Origin of the sequence: Aquimonas voraii, from assembly GCF_900101825.1 — a bacterium.
GTDB lineage: Bacteria > Pseudomonadota > Gammaproteobacteria > Xanthomonadales > Xanthomonadaceae > Aquimonas > Aquimonas voraii.
On sequence record NZ_FNAG01000019.1, the window covers coordinates 27,915 to 40,655 of the forward strand.

General features: G+C 69.2%; 14 protein-coding genes and 1 pseudogene. 10 read left to right on the forward strand and 5 right to left on the reverse strand.

All coding sequences use genetic code 11. The features are described 5' to 3' along the window. Positions 1-14: 14 nt before the first annotated feature. From mutY to ftsY, 3 genes are read right to left on the reverse strand one after another with little or no spacing between them, the layout of a single operon-like run. Complete coding sequence (mutY, locus tag BLP83_RS17245; protein ID WP_091245841.1) at positions 15-1,130, reverse strand: A/G-specific adenine glycosylase; 1,116 nt, start codon at positions 1,128-1,130, stop codon at positions 15-17. Further along, a complete protein-coding gene (locus tag BLP83_RS17250) occupies positions 1,120-2,208 on the reverse strand; it encodes an AsmA family protein (RefSeq protein WP_091245843.1) in 1,089 nt (362 codons plus the stop codon). Before BLP83_RS17250 ends, mutY begins: the two co-directional genes overlap by 11 nt. After that, positions 2,205-3,443 (reverse strand): signal recognition particle-docking protein FtsY, encoded by a 1,239-nt coding sequence (gene ftsY, locus BLP83_RS17255; RefSeq protein WP_245680072.1) that lies wholly within the window; start codon positions 3,441-3,443, stop codon positions 2,205-2,207. The genes BLP83_RS17250 and ftsY overlap by 4 nt, the downstream gene beginning before the upstream one ends. Before the next feature lie 62 nt (positions 3,444-3,505). Here ftsY and rsmD point away from each other — a divergent pair, with 62 nt between their 5' ends. The 8 genes from rsmD to BLP83_RS17295 all read left to right on the forward strand — a co-directional run bounded on the left by rsmD (position 3,506) and on the right by BLP83_RS17295 (position 9,808). Beyond that, positions 3,506-4,123 (forward strand): 16S rRNA (guanine(966)-N(2))-methyltransferase RsmD, encoded by a 618-nt coding sequence (rsmD, locus tag BLP83_RS17260; RefSeq protein WP_091245849.1) that lies wholly within the window; start codon positions 3,506-3,508, stop codon positions 4,121-4,123. Positions 4,124-4,142: 19 nt separating this feature from the next. Continuing rightward, complete coding sequence (gene coaD, locus BLP83_RS17265) at positions 4,143-4,640, forward strand: pantetheine-phosphate adenylyltransferase (RefSeq protein ID WP_091245852.1); 498 nt, start codon at positions 4,143-4,145, stop codon at positions 4,638-4,640. Positions 4,641-4,701: 61 nt separating this feature from the next. Further along, a complete protein-coding gene (locus BLP83_RS17270) occupies positions 4,702-5,214 on the forward strand; it encodes a hypothetical protein (RefSeq protein ID WP_091245855.1) in 513 nt (170 codons plus the stop codon). 71 nt (positions 5,215-5,285) lie between these two features. Continuing rightward, a complete protein-coding gene (locus BLP83_RS17275; RefSeq protein ID WP_091245858.1) occupies positions 5,286-5,546 on the forward strand; it encodes a YfhL family 4Fe-4S dicluster ferredoxin in 261 nt (86 codons plus the stop codon). Next, positions 5,537-7,240 (forward strand): gamma-glutamyltransferase, encoded by a 1,704-nt coding sequence (gene ggt, locus BLP83_RS17280; RefSeq protein ID WP_218121268.1) that lies wholly within the window; start codon positions 5,537-5,539, stop codon positions 7,238-7,240. Before BLP83_RS17275 ends, ggt begins: the two co-directional genes overlap by 10 nt. Before the next feature lie 13 nt (positions 7,241-7,253). Further along, complete coding sequence (locus BLP83_RS17285) at positions 7,254-8,135, forward strand: MBL fold metallo-hydrolase (protein ID WP_091245861.1); 882 nt, start codon at positions 7,254-7,256, stop codon at positions 8,133-8,135. Between the two features lie 62 nt (positions 8,136-8,197). After that, positions 8,198-8,632: a DUF4920 domain-containing protein gene (locus BLP83_RS17290; protein ID WP_091245865.1), complete on the forward strand. Its 435-nt coding sequence runs from the start codon at positions 8,198-8,200 to the stop codon at positions 8,630-8,632. Between the two features lie 6 nt (positions 8,633-8,638). Further along, positions 8,639-9,808 (forward strand): TMEM43 family protein, encoded by a 1,170-nt coding sequence (locus BLP83_RS17295; RefSeq protein WP_091245867.1) that lies wholly within the window; start codon positions 8,639-8,641, stop codon positions 9,806-9,808. On the opposite strand, the gene BLP83_RS17300 is transcribed toward BLP83_RS17295, so the two are convergent. Beyond that, positions 9,805-10,143, reverse strand: coding sequence for a hypothetical protein (locus BLP83_RS17300; protein ID WP_091245870.1), 339 nt, complete (start codon positions 10,141-10,143; stop codon positions 9,805-9,807). The two genes, BLP83_RS17295 and BLP83_RS17300, sit on opposite strands and share 4 nt — an antisense overlap. Positions 10,144-11,239: 1,096 nt before the next feature. Then, positions 11,240-11,896, reverse strand: coding sequence for a DUF7832 domain-containing protein (locus BLP83_RS17310; protein ID WP_091245877.1), 657 nt, complete (start codon positions 11,894-11,896; stop codon positions 11,240-11,242). Positions 11,897-12,109: 213 nt separating this feature from the next. Here BLP83_RS17310 and BLP83_RS17315 point away from each other — a divergent pair. Then, positions 12,110-12,409 (forward strand): annotated as a pseudogene (locus tag BLP83_RS17315) (transposase); the annotation flags it as partial. Between the two features lie 66 nt (positions 12,410-12,475). Further along, the coding region (locus BLP83_RS17320) for a transposase (RefSeq protein WP_143006761.1) at positions 12,476-12,741 on the forward strand (266 nt) is incomplete at its 3' end.

A 12,741-nucleotide genomic window follows, 5' to 3' on the forward strand; every position in this document is an offset into this window, starting at 1 on the left:
GCTCCAGTGGCTGGTCAGTCGCAGGCGCCACAGGCGCGCAGGGCGCCGCTGGCTTGAAGGTGTTCGCCCAGCAGCTTGCGCACGGGCGCGGGCAGGCCCAGCGATTCGATTGCGGCCGCGTCGAACCATGCGCGCTGCGGGCTGCTGTGCGAGCCTTCACCCACACCCTCGATCGCCCGCGCGCGCCAGCGCAGGGGCTGGACGTCGAGATGGTAGTGGCTGAAAGTGTGGCGGAAGCCGGGCAGAGGTTCGGCCTGGCCTTCAAGGCGTGCCGGCAGGGCGCAGGCGGCATGTTCGGCATCCGCGTCCCCGGCGCATTCCGGCAGGCTCCACAGCTCGGCCCAGACGCCGGTCTGTGGCCGCCGCTCCAGCAGCACGCGGCCATGGGCATCGACCAGCAGCAGCATCCGCGTGCTGCGCACCGGAGTCTCCTTGCGCGGCCGTGCCGCTGGAATCAGGCCGGTCAGGCCCTGCGCATGGGCGGCACAGCTCTCGCGCAGCGGGCACAGCAGGCAGGCCGGCTTGCCGCGCGTGCAGACGGTGGCGCCGAGATCCATCTGCGCCTGCGTGTAGTCAGCGAGCCGCTCATCCGGCAGATGCGACTCCGCCAGCCGCCACAGCTGTTTCTCGACCGCCGGCAGGCCCGGCCATTCGGCGATGCCGTGGTAGCGCGCCAACACCCGGCGGACGTTGCCGTCGAGAATCGGAAAGCGCAGGCCATGCGCCTGGGCAAGGATGGCGCCAGCGGTGCTGCGGCCGATGCCGGGCAGGGCCATCAGCGCCTCCAGCGTCGTCGGCAGTTCGCCCGCATGCGCTTCGGCGCAGCGCTGCGCCGCACGGTGCAGATTGCGGGCTCGGCTGTAATAGCCGAGGCCAGACCAAAGCCCAAGCACCTGGTCCAGCGGTGCGGCCGCCAGCGCCGGCAGCGAGGGCAGGGCTTCGACGAAGCGTTCGAAGTAGCTGATCACCGTGCCGACCTGGGTCTGCTGCAGCATCACCTCGGACAGCCACACCCGATAAGGTGTTCGCGGATGCTGCCAGGGCAGGTCGTGGCGGCCGTGCTGCACCTGCCAGTCGAGCAGGCGCGCAGCCAGCCCCCACGGCGGTGCTGCGTTCGATTCAGTCGGCATCGGCTTCGGTTTCCGTTTCGCGCAGTTCGATCTGCAGGCCTTCGATGCGCAGGTCCGGCTGTTCGATCAGCGGGACCGTCGCACGGAACTGCGCCGGAGGCAGATCGCGCGGCCCCGGCTGGGCGATCCATTCCAGCAGCTCGGCGGCATCCGCCTGCAGATCGGCCTGCAGGCTGCCGCGCGCGAAGCGCGCCGTGAGCGGGCCGCGGCCCTCGGGCGTGCCGACGAACTCCAGGGCCAGGGTGTACTCGCCGGGCGACTCGTCGGCTGCCCGCGGCAGGGACGGCCAATCGCGCGGCCAGCGGCGACCGCGGCCCTCCAGTAGCAGCTGCAGGCGATGGGGCCAGGCCAGTTCCAGATGGCCGTTGAGTCGCAGCAACTCCTCATCCTCACGCTCGGGATCCAGCCAGCGCAGGGCCAATGGCGCCAGCTCCAGCGGCATGCCCTGTGTGGCCAGCTGACCGGCGGCGTCCGCCTGCAGAGGTATCCGCAGATCGCCCTCGCGGTAGTCCAGCGCAAGCGAGAGGCGGAAGTCCTTGCCGGGCAGCAGGCGCGAGAGCTGCAGATCGATCTCCTCGAGCGCCCAGCTGTCAGCGGCGCGGCCAAACACCCGGCCCTCGCTGATCGCGAGTTCGGCCGCAAGCCGCGGCAGTCTGGGGGGCGCCGCCGGTCCGACCGTGCTCGGGCGCGCCGACAGCCAGTTCGCCAAGGCGTCGCGATCCAGCTGCGGGCGCTGCAGGCGCAGCGCAGTGAGTTCGATCTCGCGGCCCCAGAGCGTGCCCCAGGGCAGGGCCAGCTCGACCCGCTCGGCGGTGAGCAGCGGACGCGCGCCAGCCTCGCTGCGCGCTTCCAGCCCACGCAGCACGATGTTGAGATCCGGCCACAGCGAGACGTCGGCGGGCACCGCCAGCTTCAAGCTCAGTCCCGTCGCTCCTTCGGCCTGTGCCAGCAGAGTCGCGGACAGGTGCTCGGGCTGCATGTGGTGGCGCAGCAGCGCCAGCAGCAGGATCAGCAGCAGGATCACGCCGCCGGCATACAGCGGCCAGCGCTGCCCGCGTGGGGCCGCGCTGGCGTTCACGCGCCCAGCGACTCCGGCAGCAGGGCGTCGACAAAGGCGGCCGGCTCGAACTCGCGGAGGTCGGCTGCCTTCTCACCCAGTCCCACGAAGCGGATCGGCAGGCCGAACTCGCGGGCCAGCGCGAACACCACACCGCCCTTGGCCGAGCCGTCGAGCTTGGTCACCACCAGCCCGGTGACGCCGGCGCTGGCGCGGAACTGGCGTACCTGGTTGACCGCGTTCTGGCCAGTGGTACCGTCGATCACCATCAGTACTTCGTGCGGGGCCGAAGCGTCGAGCTTGCCCAGCACGCGGCGGATCTTGGCGAGTTCGTCCATCAGCCCGCTCTGCGTGTGCAGGCGGCCGGCGGTGTCGGCGATCAGCAGGTCGGCACCGCGGGACTGCGCGGCCGCCAGTGCGTCATAGATCACCGAGGCCGAGTCGGCGCCGCTGCCCTGGGCGATCACCGGCACCTGGTTGCGTTCGCCCCAGGTCTTGAGCTGCTCGACGGCCGCCGCGCGGAAGGTGTCGCCGGCAGCCAGCAGAAGCTGCTTGCCCTGCCCACGGTAGCGGTGCGCCAGTTTGCCGATGGTGGTGGTCTTGCCGACGCCGTTGATGCCGACGGTGAGGATCACGAAAGGCCTGGCGCCGGCGATCGACAGCGGCTGCGCCACCGGCTGCAGCAGGGCCTGCAGTTCGCCGCGCAGGGCATTCATCAGCGCGCGCGCATCGGCGAACTCGCGGCGATTCATGCGCGTGCGCAGTCCTGAAACCAGCGACTCGGTCGCGGCCACGCCGACGTCGGCGGTCAGCAGGCAGGTTTCGATCTCGTCGAGCAGGTCCTCGTCGAGCTTGGGATTGCGCGAAAACAGTGAGGCGAAGCCGCGCGCCAGCGCGCTGCCGGCGAGGCGTTCGCGCCAGCTCAGCTTGGCCGGCGCAGGCGCATTTGCGGTCGCGGCCGCTTCCGCGGACGGCGCCACAGCTTCGGGGGCGTCGTTGGGCGCCTCGGCAATCCGCTCAGCCGCCAAGGGCGCGGCGACATCGTCGGCCGCGACAGCGCCGGCAGCGACGGCTGCGGGAGCAAGGGCTGTGTCGTCGGCGTACGACGCGGCCGGCGCCTGCGCGTCCTGCGGCGGGGCATCGGCGCAGGCGTCCGTGCCGGCAGACGTTTCGGCCGGCGCGGGCGCCGGGGTCGCGGCAGGTTTCTTCTTCCAGAACTTGAACATGCAGGCGCAGGCATCCCGGGGGATGCGCATGGTAGCAGCAGGCCCCCGCGCGCCTCGTGCGCGGGCAGGCGCGAAGCCTTAGCCTTGGCGCCATGTCACGAACTTCCAAACGCGCGCCCCTGCCCGCCGCCGACGGCGAAGTGCGGATCATCGGCGGCCGCCTGCGCGGCAGCCGGCTGAAGTTCCCCGCCCTGCCGGGCCTTCGCCCCAGCTCGGACCGGATGCGCGAGACCCTGTTCAACTGGCTGATGCACGAGACCGCCGGTCGCGCCTGCCTCGACCTGTTTGCCGGCAGCGGCGCGCTCGGCTTCGAGGCGGCTTCGCGCGGCGCCACGCCAGTGCTGTTGATCGAGCGTGATCCCGCCGCCGCCGCCGCCCTCCGCACCAGCGCGCAGCGTCTCGGGGCGGCGCTGGACGTGCATCTTGGCGATGCGCTCGCTTGGCTGCGGCAGCCCCCGGCGCGGGGCTGGCAGCTGGTCTTCATCGATCCGCCCTTTGCCGCCGGCGTGCAGGCGTCGGTCATCGGCCTCGTCGACGCGCACCTTGCCGAGCGCGCCTTCGTCTACGTCGAGTCGGCGCCCGGCCCGGCGCCGGTGGTGCCCGCGCACTGGCAGCTGCACCGCGAGCTTGCGACCCGGCACGCCCATGGCCGCCTGTACCTGTGCGACCGGGCGAGGCCGGAATCCCCCCTGCTACACTCCGGCGCCTGATGCCGAAGGCCCTGACCGCATGAGTTCGACCCGCCAGCGCACCGCCGTCTACCCCGGCACCTTCGATCCGATCACCAACGGTCACATCGACCTGGTGTCGCGGGCCGCGCCGCTGTTCGAGCGCATCGTCGTCGGCGTGGCCGAGAGCCCGCACAAGGGCCCGGGCTTCGCGCTCGCCGAGCGCATCGAGCTGGCCCGCATCACTCTTGGCGATATCCCGAACGTCGAGGTGGTGGGCTTCGACAGCCTGCTGGCGGATTTCGTCCGCAAGGTCGGCGGCGGCGTGCTGCTGCGTGGCCTGCGCGCGGTGTCGGATTTCGAGTACGAGTTCCAGATGGCCAGCATGAACCGCCATCTGATCCCCGAGGTGGAGACCCTGTTCCTCACCCCGGCCGAGCAGTACAGCTTCATTTCCTCGTCCCTGGTCCGCGAGATCGCCCGCTTGGGCGGCGACGTCTCCGGCTTCGTGCACCCGGCCGTGGATGCAGCGCTCAAGAAGCGCTGGAACCGCGTCTGATCCCGTCGGTCGGGCCCGCATCCGGCCACCGATTCACACACAACGCAAACAGGAGCCCCCCATGAAGTCCACCGTCCGCTTCGCGCCGATCGCCCTCGTGGCCCTGCTCGGCCTTGGCCTCGTCGGCTGCGGCAAGCAGGAGCAGCAGGCCGCGCCGGCCGCCACCGAGCAGGTCGCCCTCACTGTGCCCGCCGATCCCAACGACGAGCGCGCGTGGAAGCTCTACCTGACCAACGTGGTCAAGCAGAACCTGCCCGAGAAGCTGCGCACCAGCCCCTTCATGTACTACCTGCCGGCCGCCACCCGCGAGGACTTCCAGGGCGAGTACGAGCGCCAGCTCGACAACGTCTATGGCACGGTGTCGCGCGGCGTGCTGCCGGGCAACATGCTGGCCTTCGGTTCGCCGGAGTCGGCCAAGATGGCCGACCTCATCGTCGATGCCTTCAAGGAAGCGTCGGCCGGCTCCTTCAACGAAGTGCGCGTGCTGTTCATCGGCAAGGCCGAGGACTCCGAGCGCGTGGGCCAGGCCCTGCAGGCCTCGGGCGCCGAGTACGTCTTCGTCGAAGCGAAGTAATCCCCGTTTGGAAGGCTCCACGCCGCCCCGGGGCATCGCGCCCCGGGGGCAGGCCGCGACGCAGGTACAGCATGGCCCTCATCATCAACGCGCTCTGCGTCAACTGCGACGTCTGCGAGCCGGCCTGCCCGAATGGCGCAATCAGCCAGGGTGAGGTGATCTACGAGATCGCGCCCGAGCGCTGCACCGAGTGCGTCGGCCATTACGACGAGCCCCAGTGCGTCGAGGTCTGCCCGGTCGAGTGCATCGACCTCGACCCGGCCCATCCCGAAACGCGTGAGCAGCTGCTCATCAAGTTCGAACTGCTGACAGGAGTCGCCAAGTGCGCCTGAGCATTCTCCGCGGTGCGGCACTGGCCGGCCTGCTGCTGTGCGTGTCCGTCTCGTTCGCGGCCGAGAAGCCGCGCCACCCGGCGATCGCCAGCGCCAACGCGCAGGCCACCGACGCCGGCATGGAAGTGCTGGCCGCCGGCGGCAATGCCTTCGACGCGGCCGTGGCGGTCAGCGCGGCGCTCGGCCTGGTCGAGCCCGAAAGCTCGGGCATCGGCGGCGGCGGTTTCTTCCTGCTGCACATCGCCGCCGAGGACCGCTACGTCTTCATCGACGCCCGCGAACGCGCGCCCTTGGCGGCCACCCGCGACATGTTCCTCGATGAGAACGGCGAGCCCGTGCGCCGCCGCAGCGTGGACGGCGCGCTGGCCGCGGCCATCCCCGGCCTGCCGGCGGGGCTGGTGCACCTGTCGCACAAGTACGGCCGCTTGCCGCTGTCGAAGTCGCTGGCGCCGGCCATCCGCATGGCCCGCGAAGGCTGGACCTTCGGTCGCAAGAATTCCCTGATGCTCGGCTTCCGCAAGGAGGTCATCGCCGCCGATCCGGGCGCTTCCGCGCTGTTCCTGCGCCGCGGTGAAATCCCCGCCGAAGGCACGCGCATGCTCAACCCCGACTATGCCGCGATGCTGGAGAAGCTCGCGGCCGAGGGCCACGACGGCTTCTATCGCGGTGAGCTCGCGCAGACGCTCGTGGACGGCGTGCGCGCCGCGGGCGGCATCTGGACGATCGAGGATCTCGAGCAGTACGCCGTGGTCGAGCGCGCGCCGCTGTCGGTCCCGTTCGGCGAGCACCGCATCGTCACCGCACCGCCGCCGTCTTCCGGTGGCATCGCCATCGCGCAGGTGCTGAACATTCTCGGCGGCTACGATCTGGCGCCGCTGTCGCGGGTCGACCGCATCCACCTCACCGTCGAGGCCATGCGTCGCGCCTACCGCGACCGCGCCATGCACCTCGGCGATCCCGACCACGTCGAAGTGCCGGTCGAGCTGCTGATGAGCCCGCAGTACGCCGCCGGCCTGCGCGCCGGCATCCACCCGCAGCGCGCCACGCCCAGCGAGCTGCTGCCGGGCGTCGGCATGGGCGCGCGACCCGACACCACGCATTTCTCGCTGCTGGACACCGAGGGCAACCTGGTCGCGGTCACCCAGACCGTGAACCTGCCCTATGGCAATGCCATGGTCGTTCCCGGCACCGGCTTCCTGCTCAACAACGAGATGGACGACTTCTCGATGAAGGCCGGCGTGCCCAACGCCTTCGGCCTCGTCGGCGAAGACGCCAATGCCATTGCCCCCGGCAAGCGCCCGCTGTCCTCGATGAGCCCCAGCATCCTGGTCAGCCCCGAGCGCACGGCCATCCTCGGCACGCCCGGTGGCAGCCGCATCATCAGCATGGTCATCCTCGGTCTGCTGAACCTCGTCGACGGCGGCGGCGCGCAGGCCACGGCCGACCTGCCGCGCTTCCACCACCAGTACCTGCCAGACCAGCTCTCGGTCGAGGCGGAAGCGCTGTCGCCGGCCGAAACCGAGGCGCTGAGCGCGCGCGGCCACGTCATCAAGGCCGCCGAGCGGCCCTGGGGCAACATGCAGGTGGTGGTCTGGAACCGTGCCACCGGTGCAGTCGAGGCCGGCACCGACTCGCGCTGGGAAGGCGTGGGCAAGGCCGCCGACGGCAGCGGCGACGACGCCATCTTCCGCTGAGCAGGAGAACATCATGACGACGAGGCTGTGGTCCCTGATCGGCAACTCGCAGAAGCTCGACGGCGGCGCCATGTTCGGCAATGTGCCGCGGGCGATGTGGTCCAAATGGGTGGAAGTCGACGAAGACAACCGCATCGACCTCGCCTGCCGGGCGCTGCTGGCTGACGGCGTCAACGGCAAGCGGGTGCTGTTCGAGACCGGCATCGGCGCCTTCTTCGAGCCCAAGCTCAAGGCGCGCTTCGGCGTGGTCGAGGATCGCCACGTGCTGCTCGACTCGCTCGCCAGCGCCGGCTTCAGCGATGCCGACATCGACGTGGTGGTGCTGAGCCACCTGCACTTCGACCACGCCGGCGGCCTGCTTGCCGCGCATGAGGACGGCCAGCCGCCGCGGCTCCTGTTCCCCAACGCGCGCTACGTGGTCAGCCGCGCCTGCTTCGAACGTGCCAAGCACCCGCATCCGCGCGACCGCGCCAGCTTCATTCCCGAGCTGCCCGAGCTGCTGGAGCGCAGCGGCCGGCTGGAACTGGTCGACGGGCCGCACTGCGAATCCCTGGGCACGGCCGTGCGCTTCCATTACAGCGACGGCCACACCCCGGGCCTGATGCTGGCCGAGATCGTGGGCCCGAACGGCCGTGGCGGCGTGGTGTTCTGCGCCGATCTGATCCCCGGCGCGCCCTGGGTGCATCTGCCGGTCACCATGGGCTATGACCGCTACCCGGAAATGCTGATCGACGAGAAGCGCGCCTTCCTCGACGACATGCGCGCCCGCGGCGTGCGTCTGTACTTCACCCACGACACGCGCTGCGCCATGGCCGAGGTCGCGCTGGACGACAAGGGCCGCTACGGCGTGGCCCAGCCGCAGGCAGAGCTGCAGGCCCAGCCCTTGGCGGCCTGAGCCTCGCCTGCGCTATCGTGCGGGCTCCTTCACACGCGGCACGCGCCGCCCGGAGCCTCGCTATGCGCACCACCCTGATCGCTTTCTGCCTGTCCGCCGTGCTGCCCGCGCTGGCTGTTGCCGGCAGTTATGGACTTGAACCCATGCCCGCAGGCGAGGCCACGCCGGTGCAGGCCGCCATCGCCGACTTCGACAAGCACGCCGAGGGCCGGCAGAAGTTCAGCGGCCGCATCGTCGAGGTCTGCCAGAACAAGGGCTGCTGGGTGGTGCTGGAAGAAGAGGGCGGAAGCGTCCGCGTGATGATGCACGACCACAAGTTCGACGTGCCCAAGGATTCCAGCGGCCCTGCCGTGGTCTACGGCCAACTGCAGCGCAAGGAGCTGTCCGACGACCACCGCCAGCACCTGCAGGAGGAATCGACCCGTGGCATGGAGGTCGCCAAGGTCGAGTACCGCATCGACGCCTACGCCGTCGAGATCGGCGAAACCGCCGAGTAAGCCGACATGATTCCAGGCCTGCGCATGCCGCACGCGCAAACCGGCAAGGGCAAGGGCGTGCTCGGCGGTGCCCTGTTCGGGCTCGCCATGATCGCTGTCGCACTCGGCCTGCAGTTCTGGAACGAAGGCCGCGCCATGCGCCGCACCCAGGTGCTGGACGCGGCCAGCGCTCAAGTGCAGCCGCTTGCGCAGGCGGGCGAGGGCGGTCTCGCCCACGTCAGCGCCGCGGCCAGCGCCAGCGCACCGGTGGCGGACCCGGATTTCGGCGTCGCCACCCAGGGCCTGGCCCTGCGCCGCGAAGTCGAGATGTTCCAGTGGGTGGAGAAGCGCGAGACGCGCAGCGAGCGCCGCGCGGACGGCAGCACCCGGCAGGTCGAGGAGTACCGTTACGAGCGCCGCTGGAGCGAGGATCACCAGGACAGCAGCCGCTTCGAGGATCGGTCCGGCCACGAGAACCCGCCACCGCCGCCCTTCCGCAGCCAGCGTTTCAGCGCGGGCGAAGTGCGCGTGGACGGCCGCGTGCTGGACCCGAGGATCGCCAGCGAGATCGGCGGCTGGGAGCCGCTGCCGGCCAGCACCGACGCGCTGCCGCCCAACCTCGCCGCCAGCCTGCGCCCGGCCGACGGCTGGCTGTACAGCGGCGAGAACTTCGCCTCGCCGCAGGTTGGCGACCTGCGCATCCGCTTCGCGCGAATACCGGAAGGCCAGGTCAGCCTGATCGCCGCGGTGGCACCCGGCCGGCTCGCGCCGGCCAAGCTGCGCAGCGACGAAGTCTTCTTCCTCATCGAGCGCGGCCAACACTCGCCGGAAGCGCTGATCGAATCGGCCCGCAGCAGCAACAGCGCGCTCGCCTGGGGCCTGCGTGTCGGCGGCTTCGGCCTGCTGTGGATGGGCTTCGGCCTGCTGCTGCGGCCGCTGGTGGCGCTGGCCGAGTGGGTGCCCCTGCTCGGCCGCCTGGTCGGCGGCGCCGCCGCTGCCGTGTCGTTCGTCTTCGCCGCCCTCTTCAGCCTGGTCGCCATCGGCAGCGGCTGGCTCTGGTACCGGCCGTGGTGGTTGTTCGGTGGCTTGGCCCTGCTGGTGGCCGTCGGCGTGCTGCTGTTCCGTCGTGGCGACAAGCCCGCACTGCCGGCGACCGGCTCGCCGCCTACCGCGCCGCCGCCGCCCCCTCCGGCCTAACGCCCGCTGTCTGCGGGCCTGTCCTCAAGCGGGGCCAGGCCCAGCAGCTTCAGCAGGAAACTGAAGCCCGCCAGCGCACTGCTGCCGACAAACAGGCCGGCCAGCAGCACCAGCGCGAGATGCAGCAGGCTCGCGCCTGGGCCCGGCCCGCGGTAGAGCTGGAAACCTGCGATGAGCAGGCCAAAGAACCCCAGCAGGGACAGCACGGTCACACCCAGCAGCCAGAGCAGATGGCGTTTGCGCATGGAGCGCCTGAGCGCAATGGCCAGCCCCAGCGCAAGCGCCATGACCGGCGCGGTGTAGGCTCCCAGATAGGCCAGAACGATTTCACTCACGGCGGGCCCAGGCCTCCTGCTGCGTGCGCTGGATCTCGCGCGCTCCCGCATTGGATACGCGACCTGCGCGAGCGCCTAGCCACGGTCTGCAGGGGAGGCCGCCGAAGCGTTCGCCGCGCGGACCCTGCGCGCGGCGGCCAGGCCAAGGCCCACCCCGATGGCGATGCCGGGGCCCATGCCCAAGGCCAGGTTGCCCAGTGCCACGCCCAGGCCCGCGCCGATCGCCGCTCCCAGGCAGAGGCCGATGCCAATGAAATGCCCCGTCTTGATCGAGTTGCCAGCGTGCGTGCAAAGGATTCCAAGAAGCGGGCCAAGTCCCCCGTCGGTGCGAGTCGGGCCGGCGAAGGGTCAGGCCCCACCGGTCGGCCTGTGTTGGGTGCCTTCGCCTCGGGTGACGCAAAGCATACGACTTGGCGCAAAGAACTTGGCCGTGTGCCAGACGTTTTGTGGCACTGCCTGCGCTCCTCGGCCGGAGATCTGCGCTGAAACGGTGCCGGACGGAAGCTCCAGCATGAGTTCGACATCACCGCTAAGCGGGTAAAGGAACGCGTCGCCCTGTGGATGCATCTCCCAGTTCGCCCAATCTTCGGCACAGACGAACTCGCTGATGAGCCAGCCTTGATCGAACCTGGCGATTTGCTCAGGCGCAAGGAGAGCGGGTCAGCAGGAAACAAAGAACAGCCGACGCGTCAGCGGGTGACGAGGGAGTCCATACATGACCGTTTGGCCCGCGGCCAACAGCCGTGGTCCTCGTCGATGTCGATTCCCTGGAGCGCGATGGCTGATGGATCAGGATCGAAGGCCTCGGCCTGCAGAAGCATGAGCCTCAGAACTTGCCGATCTGCCCTGCGCCGACCATCGTCAAATTGGGGCTCTGAGCCAGTGGCGAGCCGATAGCGCGTTTCGGCATCTTGCCATGGCTCGCGAAGATGGCATCCGAGATCCAACAGTTAGTCGTTGGTCGTGTTGTTCATTCGGTCTAAGGTCGAGGTAGCCGGGCCAGAACGGCGTGGTGCCTGGGCCGGGAGGCACAGCAAAGACAGAGAGCGCCTCGCGGCGAGGTGCCATGGCGCGTAGGCTCGGGTTGACCTACAGGTTAGGAATCGTGTAGCAGCGTAAGAGGTGCAATGCCAACAGCCAGCCACTTCTCGGCGCCCGAATCGAACTTGATGAGTACTCTCTCGCGTCCAGCTTCTACAGTGGAGGTAAGCACCTCCCCCGGGCCGAAGCGCCCATGACCAACGCGAGCGCCGCTTGCAAAGGTCGGAGCCGTTGAGTCGTTTTTTGCTGTGGTGGAGTCAGGAGCATCTGAAAGAGAAGATGCGCTGAGGCCCGTTGCCTCCATCCACTCAAGCAGGCGGGTGTCAAGTACCGTGGCGACCCTCTCGTAGTTTTGCCAGTTGTCGCTGACCTTGGCTAGAACGTCAAGAGACGCGTTTGGACTAAGTCCAAAGGTGTCCAGATAGTCGTGAAAGTATCGGTCGTAGTACCAGTTCGCAAACGCAGCCCCGGTCTCGTTCAGATCTTTCTTGTCGACCAGTGTGGAGCCGCAGTATCTGTTCAGAAATTCGGATCCGGTGATCTCTCTGGCCTTTAGGCGGTGGTAGTCGAAGTTGATGTGTGATGACGCTCCAAGCCCCTTCAAGAGGGCCCAAGCCAAGAACATCCCAATGTGAGTTGTGGCCGCAGAAGGCGGGGTCCCGGCCTGCTCGAAGTTCAGCAAGTAGATCTCTGCGTCATCCAGTTTTTTCATGTGGGCAGGACTCCCGGGGTGCTGAGTTTCGACGCCAACTGCGCGAGTTCGGGCTGGTGATTGCCTCGGGAGCCGAGCGCGTGCGGCTGACCTGAGACGGCTTCGACGGTGCATGCGACAAGTATCCATCCATGGAGCGCCCGCCGGCCAAGCCATCCTTGGCTTGGCGTTCGCGTGAGCGCGCGCCAGTGGCGCGCAAGCGCTGCCGCTCACCCCATGGCCCTTCGCCACAGCCTCCACCACCTGCTCGAAGAGATCGCCCTGTGCGAGCGCGGCATGCAGGGCATCGAGAAGGAACTCGACACCTTCGCGCGTCGCGATCGGCGCAGCCAGCTGTATCTCCAGGCCGGCGGCGTCGGTCTGCTGACGGCGACTGCGCTGAGCGCGTCGGTTGGTGACCTTGCGCGCTTCGATTCCGGCCGCCACCTCGCCAGCGCACTCGGCCTACCGCCACGCGAACACTCCAGCGGCAACACGCGACGACTCGGACGCATGACCAAACGCGGCGACAGCTGACCTGCCCCCACCCAGCCGTACCACTCGAAGCTAGGTAGAGTCCGTCACCCTGAGAGGACGGACATGCGCAAGAGTCGATTCACCACCGAGCAGATCATCGGGTTCATCAAGCAGGCCGAAGCGGGGATGGCCGTGACCGAGTTGGGTCGCCAGCACGGCTTCAGCCCCGCCAGCTTCTACGCCTGGCGAGCCAAGTACGGCGGGATGGAGGCGGAGGACGCCAAGCGCCTCAAGGAACTTGAGTTGGAGAACAGCCGGCTGAAGCGCCTGCTCGCCGAAGCACACCTGGACATCGAGGCGCTGAAGGTCGGCTTCGGGGTAAAACGCTA

Coding starts and splice junctions, on each gene's coding strand:
- mutY (WP_091245841.1), bottom strand. CDS start 1,130: ATGCCGACTGAATCGAACGCAGCACCGCCGTGGGGGCTGGCTGCGCGC.
- ftsY (WP_245680072.1), bottom strand. CDS start 3,443: ATGCGCATCCCCCGGGATGCCTGCGCCTGCATGTTCAAGTTCTGGAAG.
- rsmD (WP_091245849.1), top strand. CDS start 3,506: ATGTCACGAACTTCCAAACGCGCGCCCCTGCCCGCCGCCGACGGCGAA.
- coaD (WP_091245852.1), top strand. CDS start 4,143: ATGAGTTCGACCCGCCAGCGCACCGCCGTCTACCCCGGCACCTTCGAT.
- BLP83_RS17270 (WP_091245855.1), top strand. CDS start 4,702: ATGAAGTCCACCGTCCGCTTCGCGCCGATCGCCCTCGTGGCCCTGCTC.
- BLP83_RS17275 (WP_091245858.1), top strand. CDS start 5,286: ATGGCCCTCATCATCAACGCGCTCTGCGTCAACTGCGACGTCTGCGAG.
- BLP83_RS17285 (WP_091245861.1), top strand. CDS start 7,254: ATGACGACGAGGCTGTGGTCCCTGATCGGCAACTCGCAGAAGCTCGAC.
- BLP83_RS17290 (WP_091245865.1), top strand. CDS start 8,198: ATGCGCACCACCCTGATCGCTTTCTGCCTGTCCGCCGTGCTGCCCGCG.
- BLP83_RS17295 (WP_091245867.1), top strand. CDS start 8,639: ATGATTCCAGGCCTGCGCATGCCGCACGCGCAAACCGGCAAGGGCAAG.
- BLP83_RS17310 (WP_091245877.1), bottom strand. CDS start 11,896: ATGAAAAAACTGGATGACGCAGAGATCTACTTGCTGAACTTCGAGCAG.